Origin of the sequence: Sphingobium anseongense (assembly GCF_037725245.1) — a bacterium.
In the GTDB taxonomy this organism is placed as follows: domain Bacteria; phylum Pseudomonadota; class Alphaproteobacteria; order Sphingomonadales; family Sphingomonadaceae; genus Sphingobium.
Window position 1 is genome coordinate 45,347 of sequence record NZ_JBBJUL010000004.1, and the last position, 19,048, is coordinate 64,394.

Consider the following 19,048-nt stretch of genomic DNA (forward strand, 5'->3'; position numbering starts at 1 on the left):
CGACATCATGGCCGCTCCCCATTTTCGACAGCGCGATCCCTGTCCGCCCTCCGCCGTCAGCCATGGCGTGGGGATCGCGGGCATATTGGGTCTGGCGCTGTGGACATGGATTGCGCGTCGTCATGGGATGGACGGTCCCTATGCGGGCTTTGCCGCCGTGGCCGCCTGCGGCCTGCCGATGATCCTGTGGTCGCTGCTGGTCGACCGCGTCCATCGCAACCCGTCGACCGGGATCGATTGGAGCGCGCCGCCTCGCGGATGGCGCGCCGCTGTGGAAACGGGGCTGGTGAAGATCGCCGGCCTGTGGGCGACCTGGCTTGCCATCGCCATTTTCTACTGCCTCGCGCGTTGGTACTGGCAGGGCAGCTACCGCTATTCGATGGAACTGTTCGCATGGGCCGCGCCGGGCCTCATATTGTTTTCCATACCCTATGTGCTGTGGCTCGACCGGCTGCTGGCGGAGCCGCGCGACGCCTGCTTCGCCTTTGGCCAATGGGTGATCGGCGGCGCGGCGGGCGCGCCCGATATGGCGCAGGTCGCGCATCACGCCCGCGCCTGGACGGTCAAGGGCTTCTTCCTGGCCTTCATGGTGTCGATCGTGCCCGGCAATTTCGCCAGCGTCATCGGTTGGAACCTGACCGACGCCATCTCAAATCCGGTCGATCTGGCGCTGTTCCTGATCGCGGTCATGTTCATGATCGACGTCTGCTTCGCCACGATCGGCTATATTCTGACTTTCAGGCCGCTCGACGCCCATATCCGCATGGCCAATCCCTATCTCGGCGGCTGGCTGGCGGCGCTGATCTGCTATCCCCCCTTCGTCCTGATGGGCGGTGGCGGCCCGCTGAATTATCACAGCGGGGGCGCTGAATGGCATGTCTGGGTTCAGGGGCAAACGGCGCTGCAATGGCTGCTGGGCGGATGGCTGGTGCTGCTGACCGCGCTATATGCCTGGGCGACGGTGGCGTTCGGCCTGCGCTTTTCCAACCTGACCCATCGCGGCATCCTGACCCACGGGCCGTACCGCTGGACGCGGCACCCGGCCTATCTGTCCAAAAACCTGTTCTGGTGGTTTTCCGCGCTGCCGTTCCTGACGATTTCGGGCAGCCTGATCGACATGGCGCGCAACTGCGCGATGCTGGCCGCGACCAACGCCGTCTATTACTGGCGCGCCAGAACGGAGGAAAAGCACTTGTCCGCCGATCCCGCCTATCGCGCCTATAGCGACTGGATGGACAGGAACGGGCCGGTGCCCCGGCTGATCGCCTGGATCACGGGGCGAACACGCGATCCCGCCCGATTGCAGCCGGCGGAATGATCCATCTCGCCCTTAGCGTCCGCCTAGAAACTCTCTTCTTCATACACGCGCGACACGTCGCCGCCCCATTCGCCATGATAGCGATCCAGCAGCCGTTCGGCATGGGTCTTGCCTGACGCCACGACCTCCTGCAGCGCGGACAGATAGCCCGTCTCATTGTCGCCCGCAGCGTTCAGCCGCCCGCGCGCGGCGAGGCCTGATCGCGCGATGTCCAGCGCGGGTGCGGCGATGTCGCGCAATGTCCTGCCGTTGCCGATCGGCGCGTCCAACCCGAGTTTCGGCACGCTGTCGCGCACCGTCTGCCGCGCCTCCATGCTCCAGTCCTTCACCAGGTCCCACGCCGCATCGAGCGCCTGGCTGTCATAGAGCAGCCCGACCCAAAAGGCGGGCAGCGCGCAAATTCGGCCCCACGGCCCGCCATCCGCGCCGCGCATCTCCAGAAAGCTTTTCATCCGCACTTCGGGAAAGGCGGTGGACAGATGGTCCTCCCAATCCTTCTCGGTCGGCCTTTCGCCCGGCAGCACCGCCAGCTTGCCATCGAGGAAATCGCGGAAACTGTGCCCGGCCGCGTCGATATAGCCGCCGTCGCGATAAACGAAGTACATCGGCACATCGAGCGCGTAGTCGGCATAGCGTTCATAGCCAAAGCCGTCCTCGAACACGAAGGGCAACATGCCCGTGCGCCTGGGGTCGGTATCCGACCAGATATGGCTGCGATAGGAAAGATAGCCGTTGGGCTTGCCTTCCGTGAACGGCGAATTGGCGAACAGGGCGGTGGCGAGCGGCTGGAGTGCCAGGCTGACGCGGAACTTGCGCGCCATGTCCGCTTCGCTGCCATAGTCGAGATTGGTCTGGATGGTGCAGGTACGCAGCATCATGTCCAGCCCCAGCGATCCTACGCGCGGCATATGGCGCAGCATGATGTCGTATCGGCCCTTGGGCATGATCGGCAATTCCGCGCGGGTCTTGTCGGGCCACATGCCAAGGCCCAGAAATCCAAGGCCGAGCATATCGCCGACATGCTTGACCTGTTCGAGATGCCGGCCGGTTTCGGCGCAGGTTTCGTGCAGGTTTTCGAGCGGCGCGCCGGACAGTTCGAGCTGGCCGGCCGGCTCCAGGCTGATCGCGCCGTCCTTTCCCGTCAGCGCGATGATGTTCTCGCCCTCGAACACCGGGTTCCAGCCATAGCGGGTCAGGCCGATCAGCAGCGTGTGGATGCCGCCCTTTTCCTCGTAGGAAGGCGCGTGATGGTCCTTGCGGCTGTAGACGAATTTCTCATGCTCGGTGCCGATGCGCCAGCGGTCCTTGGGCTTTTCTCCCTTGGCGAAGGCGGCGACCAGCTGATCGCGGCTTTCGATGACGGGATTGCTGCCCCCCGAGTCGGTCCTGGTGCTCATGCGCCGCCCTTAGCGTTGTCCCCTCTGCGCGTCCAACAAGCGTGCGCGGCGCATACATAAGCTGCCGTGCTGGCCGGATCAATCGCATTGCGGAATGAAACTATTGCCAGTCGCCGTTCAGCGTCATCCATGCGGCGGTTGCGGCGATCGCGGCCGTTTCGGCGCGCAGGATGCGCGGCCCCAGCGATAGCGGGACGGCAGCGGGATGCGCGCGGATCGCCTCGCGCTCGGCCGGGTCGAAGCCGCCTTCCGGCCCGATCAGCAGCGCCGCCGGACCCCGATGCGCGGCAAGCTCCTGCGCCAGCGGCATGCCCCCCGTCTCGTCGGCGAAGAACAGGTGCCGCCCGTCCGGCCAGTCCCGCAGCAGCGCGTCGAGCTTGAGCAACTCGCGCAGTTCCGGCAGCGCGGTCCGCCCGCACTGTTCCGCTGCCTCCACCAGGTGCGCGTGCAGCCGGTCGAGATTGAGCTTGTCCACCACCGCCCGCCGCGTCAGCACCGGCTGGATGCGTGCGACGCCTAATTCGCACGCCTTTTCGGCGATCAGGTCGATCCGCCCTTTTCGGATCGGCGCGCAGCAGAGCCAAAAATCGGGCACCTGTTCAATCGTCCTGGTCTGCGCTTCGCACATCAGCACCAGGTCGCGCTTGCGGATGTCGCGCGCCCGCGCCGCCCATTCGCCCGACCGCCCGTCGAACAACAGCACGATGTCGTCGGCTTTCACCCGCATGACGCTGATCAGATAGTGGGCCGCATTGCCGTCCACGCTCACCGCCACCCCTTCGCCAAGCTGGGTTTCGACATGGAGGCGCGGCGCGCTTTGCGGCGGCCAGGCGGGGGTTGCGGGCATCGAAAAATCCATCCATCGGTTCGGGCCGAACCTTTCGAAGCCCGCCTGTTTCTTCTAGAGCAGTACGGCTCATCGACAAGCGCGGGTCGCAGGGAGTGAAATCAATCGAACAGATAGTGCCCGACAGCCAGGCGCGCAGCCTGCTCACGCGGCTTCCCGAAACGCCCCGCGCGCTGGCGTTGCTCGCGCGGTTCGACCGGCCGATCGGCTGGTGGCTGCTGTTCTGGCCCGGCGCCTGGAGCGTCGCGCTGGCGGGCGGTGCGGTAACCCGCTGGCCGCTCATCCTCTGGCTGCTGCTGGGCAGCGTTGCCATGCGCGGCGCGGGCTGCGTGTTCAACGATATCGTCGACCGCGATCTCGATGCGCGGGTGGCGCGCACCGCTTCGCGTCCGTTGGCAAGCGGGGCGGTGTCGCTCCGGCTCGCCTGGGCCTGGCTGGTGGCGCTCAGTCTTGTCGGCCTTGTCGTGCTGCTCCAGCTTCGCCCCTTCGCTCAGATTATCGCGCTCGCCAGCCTGGCGCCCGTCGCGGCCTATCCCTTCATGAAACGGATCACCTGGTGGCCCCAGATCTGGCTCGGTCTGGTTTTTTCCTGGGCGGCGCTGGTCGGTTGGAGCGAAGTCGCAGGTGCGCTTGCCGTGCCGGGCTTGCTGCTCTACGCCGGATCGATCGTCTGGGTCGTGGGGTACGACACCATCTACGCATTGCAGGACCGGGAGGATGACGCGCTGGTGGGAATAGGGTCCAGCGCGCTGGCGATGGGGCGGCATGTCCGGGGCGGCGTCGCCTTGTGCTATCTGCTCGCGATCGTGCTGTGGGCCGCCGCCATCTGGCAGGTCAGACCGCAGCCGCTGGCGTTGCTCGCGCTTGGTCCCGTCGCCGCGCATCTTGTGTGGCAGGTTGCGACCTTGCGGGAGGACGGCGCCGACCCCCTCGTCAAATTCCGTTCCAACCGCTTCGCCGGCTTGCTGATGTTCCTCGCCTGCCTGGTCGTGGGCGCGGCATGACCATGCTGGTCCCCGGAGAGGATTGCTGGCGCATCGAGCGCGCGGATCGCGCCAGCGTGATCGTCGATGCGGAGGATTATTTCCGCTACGCCCGGTCGGCGATGCTGAAGGCACAGCGGCGGATCATGCTGATCGGATGGGATTTCGATGCCCGCATCGCCTTGCTGCGCGAGGATGAGGCGCGGGATGACGCTCCCGTCATCGTCGGCGATTTCATCTCCTGGCTGGTCGATGAACGTCCCGAACTGGAGGTTTATCTGCTTCGCTGGGATGTGGGCGCCATCAAGGCGATGTTCCGTGGCACCACCCCCTTCACCATCCTTAAATGGATGCGCCATCCGCGTATTCATGTGAAGCTCGACGGGCATCATCCGCCCGCGGCATCGCATCATCAGAAAATCGTGGTGATCGACGACTGTTTCGCCTTTTGCGGCGGCATCGACATGACCGGCGACCGTTGGGACACGCGCCATCATCGCGACGACGAACCGGGCCGCCGTCATCCCGACGGGTCGGCCTATGGCCCATGGCATGACGCCACGACCGCGCTCAAGGGACCGGTCGCGGCGGCGCTCGGCGATCATGCCCGCGCCCGCTGGACCGCTGCGGGCGGTGGCGATCTGGATCCGGTCAGGGATATATATGATTGCTGGCCCGACGCCCTGCCGGTGCAGTTCGAAAGTGTCGATGTCGCCATCTCGCGCAGTGCGCCCGCCATGGACGACCAGGAGGCGCTGACCGAGATCGAGCGGCTCTATTGCCGCCAGATCGCGTCCGCACGCCATTGCATCTATGCCGAAAGCCAATATTTCGCGTCGCGCCGCATTGCCGAGGCGATCGCGGCGCGGCTGGGCGATCCGGACGGCCCCGACATCGTCATCGTCAATCCGCAGGAGGCGGACGGCTGGCTGGAGCAGCAGGCGATGGACACCGCCCGCGCCCGCCTGTTCGAAGCGCTCCGCAGGCGCGATACCCATAACCGCTTCCGCATCTATCACAGCTTCACCGCGCGCGGCGCCCCCATCTATATCCATGCCAAGATATTGATCGTCGATGACCGGGTGCTGCGCGTCGGCTCATCGAACATGAACAATCGTTCGATGCGGCTCGACACCGAATGCGACGTGACCATCGATACCGATCTTCCGGCCAATGGCGCGCACGGGCCGGCGATCGTCGCCATGCGCGACGCTTTGATCGCCGAACATCTCGACCTGCCGCGTGAGCGGGTGGCGACGGTGATCGCCGATCGCGGCCTGATCGCCGGGATCGAGGAGATGCGGGACAAGGCGGGGCGGACGCTGCGGCCCTATGTCACGCCCAACCTCAACGATGTGCAGGCCTGGCTGGCCGACAATGAAGTGCTGGACCCTGAAGGGCCCGAAGAAATGTTCGAAGCGATCGACCAGCGCGGCCTGTTCCGACGCATGACGGGCTGGATGAAGCGCGACTGACGATCATGCGCCCAGCAGCGCTTCGGCGCCGCCCAGATCGACCGACACCAGCCGGCTGACGCCCGGCTCCACCATCGTCACGCCGAACAGGCGATGCATCCGCGCCATGCTGACGGCATTGTGGGTCACGATCAGATATCGGGTCCGGGTTTGCGCCACCATGGCGTCGAGCAGATCGCAGAAGCGCTCGACATTGGCGTCGTCGAGCGGCGCATCGACTTCGTCCAGCACACAGATCGGCGCGGGATTGGTCAGAAACAGGCCGAAGATGAGAGCCACGGCGGTCAGTGCCTGCTCCCCGCCCGACAGCAATGTCAGCGCGGCCAGCTTCTTGCCCGGCGGCTGAGCCATGATCTCCAGCCCCGCCTCCAGCGGATCGTCGCTGTCGATCAGTTCCAGATGCGCCTGGCCGCCATTGAACAATGTGGTGAACAGGCGACGAAAATGACCATCCACCGCCTCGAACGCTGCCAGCAACCGTTGCCGTCCCTCGCGATTGAGGCTGCCGATCGACCCGCGCAGCCGGTTGATCGCCTGGGTCAGTTCCTCGCTTTCGGCGCGGCTCGCCGCCTGGGTCGTTTCCATCTCGTCCAGTTCCTGCGCCGCGACCAGGTTGACCGGGCCGATCCGCTCGCGCTCCGCGTGCAATCGGTCATGCTCTTCAAGCTCGGTCTGGGCGATGCGGATGTCGCCGCTGGCAAAGCCCAGCCGCTCGGGAAGAAGCGGCGGCGGACATTCGAAGCGCTCGCCCGACAGGCGATTGGTTTCGACCCGCCGTTCGTCGGCGGCATCGGCACGCGCCACCGCTCCGGCGCGCGCCTCGCGCGCTGCCGCCAGCGTTTCGCCGGCATCGCTTGCCTCGCGCTCGGCCTCGCGCAGCGTCCTTTCCGCCAGCGCTTGGGCTTCATGCGCCGCGGTTGCCGCCTGGCCAAGCGTCGCGCCGCTTTGCGCGAGATCGGCGATGGCCGCGGCCAGCGCATCTGGCTGACCCTCAAGCGACTGTCGCTGGGCGGCGATGCTCTCGCACCGCGCGGCCATTCCGGCGATCCGCTTGGCTGCCTCGCCCGCCCGGCCGCGCCAGCCACGGATATCGGCTTCCGCCGCGCTCAAACGCTCGCGGTCGCTGGCGATGCTCCGCTCCGCCATGGCCCGCTCGGCCTGCAACCGGCTGACGGCTGCGCGCGCCTGTTCGCTGGCCTGGCTGAGCGCTGTGACCAGCGCGCGGGTTTCGGCGCCGTCCGGCAGCGCCGCGCGCGCGGCTTGCGCCCGGTCATGTTCGCCCGACGCATGGCCGCATTCGCGCCGCGCTTCGGCCAGTCGCTCTTCAACGCCCTCGCGCCTGCCGGCCAGCCGTTCCAGCGCGGTGGTGGCCTCGTCGCCCAGGCGCAACGCCGTGCGCAAGCGCTGATCGGCGTCGGCCAGCGCCGCGCGCGCTTGGGCGAGGGCGGCGCCCGCCGCCTGTTCCGCCGCATGGGACCGCGCCCCTGCCGCCGCCGCGGCGTCCACCATCTCCGCCGCCGCCGGTCGGAGCGCGGCGATGGCGTCCAGCCGGTTGAGCCGGATCAGCCGCTCGGCCGCCGCCGCACCGCCCTCGACGGCGACATAGCCGTCCCACCGGCGCAACTGCCCATCGGTCGTCACCAGCCTCTGGCCGACGCCAAGCGTCTGCCCGTCATCGCAATTCGCCACCGCCACCTGGGCGAGCCGTCTTGCCAGTTCGGGCGGCGCGGTGACATGAGCGGCCAGCGCCCTGCAACCGGGGGGCAGCGGCGGATCGCTGTCCGGCACCGCCGCACCGGCCCAGCGCCGCTTTCCCTCCGCGCCGATGGCAGCCTCCAAATCGTCCCCCAGCGCGGCGGCCAGCGCCCGCTCATAGCCCGGCGCGGCCTTCAGGCGGTCCAGCGCCCGGTTGCGGTCGCCGCCCGTTTCCACCGCGCGGACCAGCGCCGCCGCTTCGCTATCGAGCGCCGCCAGCGTCGCGCGCGCCGACGCCAGCGCGGCCTGGGCGGTGGCGCTTGCCGCGCTCGCTTCTTGTCGTGCCGCTTCGGCCTCGCCGATCAGCCGTTCGGCTTCGGCCCTGTCGCTCGATGCGGCTTGTTGCGCCGCCAATGCTTGGGCGCGCCGCGCTTCGACCGGTTTGGCGTCGGGCAGCGCCTGCGCCTCGGCTTCCAGCTTCGCCACGGCCGATCCGGTGCGGTCGAGCCGGTTGCGCGCGCTGACCATCGCGGCTTCGACCACGCGCAATTCCGCCTGCTCGCCTGCCTGCCGGGCCATCGCCTTCGCCAGTTCCAGTTCCGCATCGCGCGCGGCGTTTTCGGCCTCGCCGATGCGCGCGGCAAGATCGGGCAGCGCAGCCTGTGCTTCGAGGATGCGCGTCTTGAGCGCGACCGCTTCCGCGCCCAGGCGTTCGATTGCCTGCGCCGCATCATGCGCCAGCGATCCTTCGCGCGCGCGATCCTCCTCCAGCCGTTCGGCCTGCGCCGTCAGGTCGGCGATGCGGCGAACAACGCTCTCATGTTCGGCGCGCAGCACCGTCAGCGTGTGATTTGCCTCGCTTGCCGCATCGCGCGCGGCCTGCGCTTCTGCGCGGCGATCGGCCAAGGTGCGGATGGCCGCTTCGGCATGGACGGCGGCGGCCTGCTGGCTCTCCTGCGCCGCAAGGACGGCGGCTTCGGCCTGCTGCGCCTGCGCCCGCGCCGCTTGCGCGCTCGCGGCGGCTTCGCGCCAGCGCGCGAACAGGACGCGCGCTTCGGCGACGCGGATCTGTTCCGACAGGCGGATATAGCGTTCGGCCGCCTTCGCCTGCCGCCGCAGCGCATTGGCGCGCACGTCCATGTCCGCCAATATCTCGTCCAGCCGGGTAAGGTTGGCCTCGGCGGCGCGCAGCTTCTGTTCGGCGTCGCGGCGGCGCACATGCAGGCCGGCGATGCCCGCCGCCTCCTCCAGCATCGCGCGGCGTTCCTGCGGCCGGGCGGCGATGACGGCGGCGATCTTGCCCTGGCTGACGAGCGCGGGACTATGCGGGCCGGTCGCCGCATCGGCGAAGATCAGCGCCACATCCTTGGCGCGCACGTCCCGGCCATTGGCTCGGTAGGCGCTGCCCGCGCCGCGCTCGATCCGGCGGATGATTTCCACCTCGCCATCCGCGCCTACATCGACGGCGGAAAACAGATCGCCCTGATCCTGCACCGTATGGAGTGACACTTCGGCGAAGTCGCGACGGGCGCGCGTGGCGGTGCCGGCGAAGATCACATCGTCCATGCCGCCGCCGCGCATGGACTTGGCGCTCGATTCGCCCATCACCCATCGGATCGCCTCCAGCAGGTTGGACTTGCCGCAGCCGTTAGGTCCGACGATGCCGGTCAGACCCGGCTCGATCCGCAATTCGGTCGCGTCGACGAAGCTCTTGAAGCCCGAAAGCTTGAGCCGCCTTATCTGCACGGCAACGCTCCGCCCTCAGCGAATGGGATCAACCGAGCAGGACGGTCCCCCCGGACCAATCAGATGCCCGCTTCACGCAATTTGGGCTGCAAAGACGCCCAGTTCGCGACATTGTCGACCAGCACGCCGTTGATCAGGAAACTGGGCGTTCCGCTGAGTTGATAATCGGTCGTCGCCTTTTGCACGCCCGCCGCGATCTTTTCGGCGGCGGGAACGTCGGCCAGGCACTGACGCGCCTGATTTTCCGAAATGCCGCGTTGCTTGGCGAAATCTATAAGGCCAACGCCGCTGGCCAGCCGTACCGACCGTTCGGCCGGCGGCGCGCTGACAGCGGCCTGATAGCCGGCGTCGCCCAGCGCCTGCGCCTTTTCGAACATCGCCGCCTGGTTGGCGAAGAATTGTTCGGACAGCGGATAGAAGATATCCTTGCCCCCGCAGCGCGCCAGCAGGGCCGTCGCCAGGTCGATCGGGTCGCGGACATAGGGGCGGAACTCGAAGCTCATCTTGCCCGTGTCGACCAGCTTGCGGATTTCCTCGCTCGCCTCGGCGCTGAAGTCTTTGCAATGGCTACAGGTATAGGACCCGAATTCGACCAGCTTCACCTTGGCCGCCGGATTGCCCATGAGGAAATTGCCGTCGGGTGTATCGGCGACGGTTTCCGACCAGCTCGATCCGGCCGGAGGCGCGACGGCGGCGACGGGTTCGCCATTGGCGGCGGAAATGTTGCCGTCTTGGGTGCCGCACGCGGCGAGAGACAGGGCAAGGGCTAGCATCGAGAATTTGGAAAGAGACGTCATGGGAAAGGCGTTGCTCCTGTGAGGCGCTTTTAAGCGGCAGGTCTAGTTCAGTTGACGGGCGTCGGCAATGCGGAGCGCAGCGCCGACCAGTTCGCCCCCTCGATCAGCGCGCCGTTGATCGTGAAGGCGGGCGTGCCGTGAATCTTCAGCGTCTGCCAGGCGTCCTTGGTCATGGCCAGAATCTGCTTCATCGCCGCCGGGTCGTTGACGCATGCGTCAAGCTGCCGCGATGAAAAACCGCGCGTGCCCATCAGCGTGTACAGGCCGGTCTTTCGGCCGATGTCGCGCAGCGCCGCCTTTTCCTCGGTCGGCTTGTCGCCCGCGCTGTCATAAGCCGCCAGTTGCGGCATCCAGGCGTCCTGATTGGCGAACATCGCCTCATGATTGCCGATGAAGCGCGCCTTGCCGCCGCATCGGGCGAGCAGGGCGGCGGTCAGGTCATATTTGTCGCGTATGGCGTTGCGCACTTCGACGCTGACCTTGCCGCCCCTGACATAGCCGGCCTTGAGCGGGCCGGTCGCTTCGGCGACGAAGTGCGCGCAGTGATTGCAGGTATAGCTCACATATTCGACCAGCCTGGTCGGGGCGAGGGGGTTGCCAAGTACGTGGCCGCCGATGGGGGACATGGTGACGCGCGTCGTCCAGTCGGGGGCAGCGGCCAGGGCGGGGGCCGCGAACAGCAGGGTCAGGGCCAGGAAGGGCTTGATCATGATATGCATCCAGCGTTGGCAACGGGGGGTGAGGATCAGCCGATCTTGGGCGGACCGGCGGAATTGACCAGCCCCTGCGCCATCGATTCCAGCACGGCGCGCAGTTCCGGGTCGCCGATATCGCGCAGCGAATCGCCCAGTTCGACGGGCAGGGGCTTGAGGTTCCGGGGCGGGGGCCGGCGATCGGGCGGGGAGGGTGTGAAGTCGCCCTGGCGCATGGCGACCTTCGCGATCGCCTTGTAGCCAAAGAAGCGGTTCACCCGTTCGATGATGTCGGGCAGAGCGTGCTGGATCATCGGTGCATGGCCGCTCATCACCGTAAGCTGGAGCGTGCCTTCGGCCTTCTTGCCCACGGGAAAGCGGATAAATTCAGGCATAGAAATGTCGGCATAATGCGGCCCGACGATGTCGGCCCAGCGCGTGACGATACTCGATTGCACGAAGCCGAATTTGCGGAAGGCGGCGCGGCCGATTTCCGGCATCAGGTCCGCAATCGCGCGCGGGCCCCCGGTGCGCGGCCGCTCGGCTGGGACGGGCTTGATATTCTTCGTTGGGGGGCGTTCCGTCATGCCGCCCTTAATGGCATAGGGCGGCAATGCCCGTCGAGATGCCCGACCAGAAAATTGCCCGCGATCTGCTTGCCCATTATGATGTCCATGCCCGCACCCTGTCGTGGCGCGCGGCACCGGGCGCGAACGCGACCGATCCCTATCGGGTGTGGCTGTCCGAAGTGATGCTGCAACAAACGACCGTGGCCGCCGCCGGTCCCTACTTCGACCGGTTCACGGCGCGCTGGCCGACCGTCGAATCGCTCGCGGGCGCGACCGACGCCGACCTGATGGCCGCATGGGCGGGGCTTGGCTATTATGCCCGCGCCCGCAACCTGCTGGCCTGCGCCCGGATGGTGGTGCGCGATCATGGGGGCGAATTTCCCGATTCGGAAGCTGGCCTGCTCAGCCTGCCGGGCGTGGGCGCCTACACCGCCGCCGCCATCGCCGCGATTGCGTTTGGCCGGCGCGCGGTCGTCGTCGACGCCAATGTAGAGCGGGTGGTGGCTCGGCTGTTCGCGATCGCCACGCCCTTGCCCGCGGGCCGCTCTCAAATTCGCGCCGCTGCCGACCGGATCACGCCCGATGCGCGCGCGGGCGACTTCGCGCAGGCGATGATGGACCTGGGCGCAACCATCTGCACCAGCCGCAGCCCGGCCTGCGGCATTTGCCCGCTGCGTGCCGATTGCGCGGCCGTCGCTACAGCCGATCCGGCGGCGTTTCCCGTCAAGGCGGCCAAAAAGCCGCGGCCACATCGCCTGGGCCATGGCTGGTGGATCGAACGGGACCGGCATGTGTGGTTGATCCGCCGCCCCGACAAGGGCCTGCTCGGGGGGATGCGCGCATTGCCGTCGTCGGACTGGAGTGCGGCGCCCGATCCGCGGTCGCCGCTCACGGCGGACTGGCGCACGATCGCCGATCCGGTGGATCATGTCTTCACGCATTTTTCGCTGGCGCTGACCATGCACTGGACCGACGCCGGACAGCAGCCGTCCGGCCCCGGCGAATGGTGGCCGGTCGAGCGGCTGGACGAGGCCGGATTGCCCACATTATTTCGTCGCGCCGCCGACGCGGTGCTCACGCAAAGGAAATGCCATGACCATGCCTGACCATGCACCGCCCGGTTTCGTCGGCGGCACGCTCGACCGTGCCGATCATGTTCGCGGCAATCCGGCGCTGCTGGCGCAGGCCTTCGCCTTTTCCAAGGCGCGGCGGCTGGTGCTCGACGGGCTGGGGGCGCTGGCGCAGGGCGACCGGCTGGCGACCGAGCCGTTGCCGCCAGGGGCGCTGGTGGAGGATCATGTCCTGTTGGGCGTCGATGACGACACGCCGATTTTCGCGCTGCTATCGCGCGATGTGCCGCATGGAGCGACATTTTCACCCGAACTGTGGGCGCTCGCGCCGCTGCTCGCCGCCGATCAGCTGGCGCTCTACGGCACGGCCCGCAGCCTGATCGACTGGCATGCGCGTCATGGATTTTGCGCCGCATGCGGTGCTGTAACCGCGCCGCACAAGGGCGGCTGGTCGCGACGCTGTTCGGGGTGCCAGGCAGAACATTTTCCCCGTGTCGATCCCGTGACCATCATGCTGGCCGAACATGGCGGCCGCATATTGCTGGGCCGCCAGCCGCGCTTTCCGGCGGGACGATATTCGGCGCTCGCAGGGTTCGTGGAGCCTGGCGAGACGATCGAGGAAGCCGTGGCGCGGGAGCTGTGGGAGGAAGCGGGGATTACCGCCCATTCGGTGCGTTATGTGATGAGCCAGCCCTGGCCCTTCCCTTCGTCGCTGATGATCGCGTGCATGGCGCAGACCGACGACGACACGTTGACGCTGGACGAAACCGAGATCGAACATGCCATCTGGTGCGACGCGGCCGGGGTGCGCGCGGCGCTGGCGGGTGATCCCGACGCGCCGTTCATCGCGCCGCCCCCTATGGCGGTGGCCCGGCATCTGCTGCAACATTGGCTGGACCGGCAACCGGTGACCGCCCGCTGAACCGCGCCGCATTGCGCGCCATCGTTCCAAGGCGTAAGGCCGCAGACGTCATTTTATAACGGATTATCCCAAACATATGCTCAGCCTGGACGAAGCCCGCACCCGTGCCGAAGATCTGGTGACGGCGGCGCGTCGGGCGGGTGCGGATGCGGCCGATGCCGTCTATGTCTGCAATGCGTCGACCAATGTGTCGGTGCGGCTGGGCGCGCTCGAGGATGTCGAACGATCCGAGGGCGAGGAAATTGGCCTTCGCGTCTTTATCGGCCGCCGGTCCGCGACGATTTCGGCATCCGACATGAACCCCGCGACTCTCGCGACGCTGGTCGACCGTTGCGCCGCAATGGCGCGCGAGGCCCCCGAGGACCCCTTTGCCGGCCTTGCGCCTGAAGATCGGCTGATGCGCAAGCGGGCGCCCGCGCTCGACCTTGCCGATGATGAGGAGCCGGCCCCCGCCGCCCTGCGCGAACGCGCCCTCATCGCCGAAGCGGCCGCGCGGGGAGTGCCGGGCATCACCAACAGCGAGGGCGGCGGCGCGTCGAGCAGCCGCAGCCAGATGGCGCTGGTCACCAGCCACGGCTTTGCCGGCTGCTATGCCGGAACCGCGCACTCCACCTATGCCAGCGTGCTGGCAGGCAGCGGCGCGGACATGCAGCGCGACTATGCCAGCCATTCGGTCCGGCATCTGGAGGATCTGGACGATGCTGAATCGATCGGCGTGCGGGCGGGGCAGCGGGCGGTCGCACGGCTCAATCCGATCCGGGTCGACAGCGGCGTCATGCCGATCATCTTCGATCCGCGCGTCGCTTCCAGCCTGATCGGCCATATGATGAGCGGGATCGTCGGCCCCGCGATCGCGCGGCGGTCCAGCTTCCTGCTCGATGCGCTGGGCGAAGCGCTGTTCGACAGCGCCGTCACCATCATCGACGATCCGCTGCGGCCGCGCGGGCTTCGCTCGCGCCCGTTCGACGGCGAAGGCCTGCCCACCGCCAGGCGCGCGCTGATCGACCGGGGCGTGCTGACCGGCTGGCTGCTCGACAGCGCGTCGGCGCGGCAGCTGGGGCTGGCCCCTACCGGCCATGCCAGCCGGGGCGCAAGCGGCTCACCGGGAGCGGGGGTCAGCAATGTTCATATGGAAGCAGGGGACATAACGCCTGGTGACCTGATGGCCGATGTAAAGCATGGTCTCTACATCACTGAATTAATTGGTATGGGCGTCAACACGGTGACGGGCGATTATAGCCGGGGGGCATCGGGCTTCCTGATCGAAAATGGCGGCGTGGTGCAGGCGGTGTCGGAAATCACCATTGCGGGCCATTTGCGCGAGATGTTCCGCGCGCTGGTGCCCGCCAACGATCTTCAGTTCCGCTATGCCGTGAACGCGCCGACGCTGCGGGTCGATGGAATGACCGTTGCCGGAGCGTGACGATCATGATCGCGCGGTGATCGCCGCGGTGGCCGACGCTGCCGACCGGGCGCTGACGCTGTGGGCGGGCGGGCGCACGCAGGTGCGCCAGTGGGAAAAGGAACCTGGCCATCCGGTGTGCGAGGCCGACATGGAAATAGACGCGATGCTGCGGACCAGCCTGTCCGCGCTCGACCCGCAGGCCGGCTGGCTGTCGGAGGAAACGGCCGACACCGTGCATCGGCTGGACCGGTCGCGGGTGTGGGTGGTCGATCCGATCGACGGCACGCGCGATTATCTGCGTGGCCGGCCGGGCTGGGCTGTGTCGGTGGCGCTGATCGAGGATGGCGAGGTCCGGCTCGGCATCCTGGCCGCTCCGGCGCGCAACGAATTATGGGTGGCGCGGGCCGGGCGGGGCGCAGTGCGCAACGGCGTATCGCTCGTCGCCAGCCGGCGCGGCGTGTTTGCCGGCGCGCGCGTGCCCGCCGACCAGTTGCCGCACGCGGATCGCGATCTGGTTGCGGTCGAAAAGCCCAACAGCATCGCGCTGCGCATGGCGATGGTGGCCGCCGACGAAGCGGATCTGGTCGCAACGGTGCGCTGGGGCAATGAATGGGATATCGCTGCCGCCGCGCTGATCGCGCAGGAAGCGGGCGCGAGCATCACCGATGCGCTGGGCCGGTCTTTGTCATTCAACCGGCCCAAGCCAACGGCATTTGGCGTCCTGTGCTGCGCGCCCGGCATTCATTCGGCGGCGGTCGAACGACTGGCGCCGCGTGCGCGCGATATATTGGGCGCACATTGAACGGTCAGATCTTGCCGTATTTCGCCTCGAACCCGGCGGTGTCGCCTGCGGCAAGATATTTCGCCTGGTCGATCCACTGGTCGCGCACCGGGCGCCCCTTGAAATTACCGAGCTTCGCGTCGATCATGGCCAGGTCAGCCTCAGACCACGCCGCGATCTGCGCATAGCGGGTCACTCCCAGTTCGATCAGCAGCGTGCGCAGCTTGGGTCCGACGCCCTTGAGCCGCAGGATGTCGTCGGCTTCGGCATCCGCCGGCATCGTGACCGATGGCGAGATCGGGACGGTAGCGGGCGGCGGGGCGGCGGCAAGCTCCACCGGCGCGGCTTGCGGCGCAAGGGCGACCGGCCCCGCCTCGACCGGCGCGATGGCGGGGGGCACTGCGGCTTGCGGCGCTGGCGGCGCTGCTTCATGGGGCGCATCGCCCTTGCGCGACAACAGGAAAACCACTGCGATGATGATCAGCAGCGCGGCCAGCAGCCACAAGCCATAATCCATCAAAAATTGCTGCATGTGCCTGTCCTTTCTCTCTTCATTCCGCTTCGCGCGCGATTTCGCGCCAGCCGATGTCGCGGCGGCAGAAACCGGTCGCAAAGGCGATCGCATCGACGGCCGCATAGGCCGCCGCCTGCGCCTGGCCGACCGATCCGCCGGCTGCGGTGACGTTCAGCACGCGGCCGCCATTGGCGATCAGTCGCCCGTCCCTGATCGTCGTGCCGGCGTGGAACACCATCGCGCCTGCCGCTTCGGCCGCATCGATGCCGCCGATCGCGCCGCCCTTTTCCGGTGTGCCGGGATAGCCTTTCGCCGCCATCACCACCGTCAGCGCCGTTCGCTCCGACAGCTCCACGGGCCCCTGGTCGGCCAGCGTGCCTTGCGCCACGCTCAGCAACAGGTCGACCAGGTCGCCATCGAACCGCATCATCAGCACCTGGCACTCGGGGTCGCCGAACCGGGCGTTATATTCGATGAGCTTGGGGCCTTCATCGGTCAGCATCAGCCCGGCGTACAGGACGCCCGAATAGGGCATGCCATCGGCCGCCAGCGTTTCGACCGTGGGGCGGATGATCCGCTCGATCACCTCCCGCTCCAGTTCGGGGGTAAGGACGCGGGCGGGGCTGTAGGCGCCCATGCCGCCGGTATTGGGTCCGGTGTCGCCATCGCCCACGCGCTTGTGATCCTGCGCGGAACCAAAGGGCAGGATCGCCCTGCCATCGGTCAGGGCGAAGAAGCTCGCTTCCTCGCCGGACATAAATTCTTCGATCACCACCTCTTCGCCTGCCGCGCCGAACGCGCCGGAAAACATGGTGTCGAGCGCGCTTTCGGCTTCCGCGCGGGTTTCGGCGATGATGACGCCCTTGCCCGCCGCCAGCCCGTCCGCCTTGATGACCACGGGCAGAGAAAAATCGCTGAGCGCCGCCAGGGCGCCGTCCTTGCTCCTGACCCGTTCATAGGCGGCGGTGGGGATGCCGGCGCGCTTGCACAGGTCCTTGGTAAAGCCCTTCGACCCTTCAAGCTGCGCCGCCTTGCGGTTCGGGCCGAACACCGGCACGCCCATGGTGCGCAGATTGTCGGCCAGGCCGTCGACCAGCGGCGCTTCGGGACCGATCACGACCAGGCCGATCGAATGGCGGGTACAGAAATCGAGCACCGCACGATGATCCGCCGCATCGATGTCGACCAGTTCACCGTGCTGCGCTATGCCCGGATTGCCCGGCGCCGCGTAGAGCGCGGTCAGCCGGGGCGATTGCGCCAGTTTCCACGCCAGCGCATGTTCGCGGCCGCCGCCGCCAAGCAGAAGGATGTTCATCTAGGCCATGTTCCCGGAGTCTGAAGCTCAATATGACGTGTCGGGCCGCCTGTTAGCGGAGGAACGGGCGGGGGACAACGCGCCGCCGCTCAGCGTCAGCGAATTGTCGGGATTGCTCAAGCGCACGGTCGAGGACCGGTTCGGCCATGTCCGGCTGCGCGGCGAGATTTCCGGCTTCAAGCGCGCCGCGTCGGGGCATCTGTATCTGTGCCTCAAGGATGACAGCGCGGTCATCGACGGCGTGATGTGGAAGGGCGGGGCCGGGCGGTTGGCGTTCAATCCGCAGGACGGGGTGGAGGTGATCGCCACCGGCAAGCTCACCACCTATCCGGGGCGGTCCAAATATCAGATCGTGATCGAGCGGATGGAACTGGCGGGCGAAGGCGCGCTGATGGCGCTGCTCGAAAAGCTCAAGGCCAAGCTGGCGGCGGAGGGATTGTTCGCGGCCGATCGGCGGCGCGCGCTTCCCTTCCTGCCGCGCACGATCGGCGTGGTGACGTCGCCCACCGGCGCCGTGATCCGCGACATATTGCATCGGCTGGCCGACCGCTGCCCTACCGATGTCCTGCTCTGGCCGGTGCTGGTGCAGGGGCAGGGCGCCGCCGATCAGATCGCGCGGGCGGTGCGCGGCTTTTCGGCGATGCCGGCGGGTGGCCCGCTGCCCAGGCCCGACCTGGTCATCGTCGCGCGCGGCGGCGGGTCGATAGAGGATCTGTGGGCATTCAATGAGGAAGTCGTCGTCCGCGCCGTGGCCGACTGTTCCATCCCGATCATTTCCGCCGTGGGTCATGAGACCGACACGACCCTGTGCGACTATGCCGCCGACCGGCGCGCGCCCACGCCCACGGCCGCCGCGGAAATGGCGGTGCCGGTCCGGGCCGAACTGTTGAACCTGCTGGCCGAACAGGGCTTGCGGATCGACCGCGCGGCGCGGCGGGGGCTGGCCCAGGCGCGCGAGCGACTGGATGTGCAGGTGCGCCTGATGCCGGGACTGGACACGCTGCTTGCACCCCAGCGGCAACGGCTCGATCTTTTGTCCGATGCGCTCGGCAATGGCCTGCGGCACCGCCTGGCCGATGCGCGCGCGCATCTGGGGCAGGCCGGCGGCGCGCTGCGTCCGGCACTGCTGCGCCAATCGCTCGTGCGCGCGACCGAGCGGCTGGGACGTTTGCAGTTGCGACCCGACTATCTGGCGCGCGTCCATCATGACCGGGCGACCGCGTTCGACCGGCTGTCGCGCCTGTTCGTCTCGCTCGATCCCGACCGGCCGCTTCAGCGCGGCTTTGCCCGCGTGATGGCCAACGGCCATGTCGTTCGCGATACGGCGGCCGCGCGGGCGGCCGGCACGGTCACGCTCCGGTTCGTCGATGGCGAGGTGGCGGCGGTCGTGGGCGAGGGGGGCGGCCCCCTTGAGAATGCGCCGTCGGGCGATATATCCATGACAGTCAAACCCGCCCGCAAGCCGCGCGCCGAAGCGGCGGCCGGGCAGCAGGACCTGTTTTCCTGACCGTGCCCGCCAGAA

General features: G+C 67.7%; 16 protein-coding genes. 8 read left to right on the plus strand and 8 right to left on the minus strand.

Translation table 11 applies throughout. The features are described 5' to 3' along the window. The first annotated feature begins 7 nt into the window (after nt 1-7). Nucleotides 8-1,318, plus strand: a complete 1,311-nt coding sequence (locus tag WG908_RS06570; protein ID WP_340185780.1) for a methyltransferase family protein — start codon at nt 8-10, stop codon at nt 1,316-1,318. Between the two features lie 23 nt (nt 1,319-1,341). Here WG908_RS06570 and WG908_RS06575 read toward each other — a convergent pair whose 3' ends face one another. Beyond that, nucleotides 1,342-2,715, minus strand: a complete 1,374-nt coding sequence (locus WG908_RS06575; RefSeq protein WP_340185781.1) for a glutamate--cysteine ligase — start codon at nt 2,713-2,715, stop codon at nt 1,342-1,344. A 100-nt stretch (nt 2,716-2,815) separates the two neighbouring features. Further along, nucleotides 2,816-3,562, minus strand: a complete 747-nt coding sequence (locus WG908_RS06580) for a 16S rRNA (uracil(1498)-N(3))-methyltransferase (RefSeq protein WP_340185782.1) — start codon at nt 3,560-3,562, stop codon at nt 2,816-2,818. Between the two features lie 95 nt (nt 3,563-3,657). Between WG908_RS06580 and ubiA the strand changes: the two genes are divergently transcribed. Then, nucleotides 3,658-4,566, plus strand: coding sequence for a 4-hydroxybenzoate octaprenyltransferase (gene ubiA / locus WG908_RS06585; protein WP_340185783.1), 909 nt, complete (start codon nt 3,658-3,660; stop codon nt 4,564-4,566). Then, nucleotides 4,563-6,020 (plus strand): phospholipase D-like domain-containing protein, encoded by a 1,458-nt coding sequence (locus WG908_RS06590; RefSeq protein WP_340185784.1) that lies wholly within the window; start codon nt 4,563-4,565, stop codon nt 6,018-6,020. The genes ubiA and WG908_RS06590 overlap by 4 nt, the downstream gene beginning before the upstream one ends. 3 nt (nt 6,021-6,023) lie before the next feature. Here the strand turns inward: WG908_RS06590 and WG908_RS06595 are convergent, their stop codons facing one another. From WG908_RS06595 to WG908_RS06610, 4 genes are read right to left on the minus strand one after another with little or no spacing between them, the layout of a single operon-like run. Next, nucleotides 6,024-9,461, minus strand: a complete 3,438-nt coding sequence (locus WG908_RS06595; protein ID WP_340185785.1) for a chromosome segregation SMC family protein — start codon at nt 9,459-9,461, stop codon at nt 6,024-6,026. A 59-nt stretch (nt 9,462-9,520) separates the two neighbouring features. Next, the gene (locus WG908_RS06600) at nt 9,521-10,258 is read right to left on the minus strand and encodes a DsbA family protein (protein WP_340185786.1); all 738 of its coding nucleotides are present in this window, start codon (nt 10,256-10,258) and stop codon (nt 9,521-9,523) included. Between the two features lie 47 nt (nt 10,259-10,305). Then, complete coding sequence (locus WG908_RS06605) at nt 10,306-10,968, minus strand: DsbA family protein (protein ID WP_340185787.1); 663 nt, start codon at nt 10,966-10,968, stop codon at nt 10,306-10,308. Nucleotides 10,969-11,003: 35 nt separating this feature from the next. Continuing rightward, entirely contained in the window at nt 11,004-11,537 is a 534-nt protein-coding gene (locus WG908_RS06610) for a DUF721 domain-containing protein (RefSeq protein ID WP_340185788.1), read from the minus strand. A 26-nt stretch (nt 11,538-11,563) separates the two neighbouring features. On the opposite strand from WG908_RS06610, the gene WG908_RS06615 reads away from it, so the two are divergent. The 4 genes from WG908_RS06615 to WG908_RS06630 all read left to right on the plus strand — a co-directional run bounded on the left by WG908_RS06615 (nt 11,564) and on the right by WG908_RS06630 (nt 15,718). Further along, on the plus strand, nt 11,564-12,625 hold the full coding sequence (locus tag WG908_RS06615) for an A/G-specific adenine glycosylase (RefSeq protein ID WP_340185789.1): 1,062 nt from the start codon (nt 11,564-11,566) through the stop codon (nt 12,623-12,625). After that, nucleotides 12,612-13,511 (plus strand): NAD(+) diphosphatase, encoded by a 900-nt coding sequence (gene nudC / locus WG908_RS06620; protein WP_340185790.1) that lies wholly within the window; start codon nt 12,612-12,614, stop codon nt 13,509-13,511. Before WG908_RS06615 ends, nudC begins: the two co-directional genes overlap by 14 nt. A gap of 76 nt (nt 13,512-13,587) precedes the next feature. Further along, nucleotides 13,588-14,934 carry a TldD/PmbA family protein gene (locus WG908_RS06625; RefSeq protein WP_340185791.1) on the plus strand — a complete coding sequence of 449 codons (1,347 nt, stop codon included), beginning with the start codon at nt 13,588-13,590 and terminating at the stop codon, nt 14,932-14,934. After that, nucleotides 14,921-15,718, plus strand: a complete 798-nt coding sequence (locus WG908_RS06630; RefSeq protein WP_340185792.1) for an inositol monophosphatase family protein — start codon at nt 14,921-14,923, stop codon at nt 15,716-15,718. Before WG908_RS06625 ends, WG908_RS06630 begins: the two co-directional genes overlap by 14 nt. Nucleotides 15,719-15,722: 4 nt before the next feature. On the opposite strand, the gene WG908_RS06635 is transcribed toward WG908_RS06630, so the two are convergent. Beyond that, entirely contained in the window at nt 15,723-16,229 is a 507-nt protein-coding gene (locus tag WG908_RS06635) for a helix-hairpin-helix domain-containing protein (RefSeq protein WP_340185793.1), read from the minus strand. A 19-nt stretch (nt 16,230-16,248) separates the two neighbouring features. Continuing rightward, nucleotides 16,249-17,526: a phosphoribosylamine--glycine ligase gene (gene purD, locus WG908_RS06640; RefSeq protein WP_340185794.1), complete on the minus strand. Its 1,278-nt coding sequence runs from the start codon at nt 17,524-17,526 to the stop codon at nt 16,249-16,251. A gap of 7 nt (nt 17,527-17,533) precedes the next feature. Between purD and xseA the strand changes: the two genes are divergently transcribed. Continuing rightward, complete coding sequence (gene xseA / locus WG908_RS06645; RefSeq protein ID WP_340185795.1) at nt 17,534-19,033, plus strand: exodeoxyribonuclease VII large subunit; 1,500 nt, start codon at nt 17,534-17,536, stop codon at nt 19,031-19,033. Nucleotides 19,034-19,048: the final 15 nt, after the last annotated feature.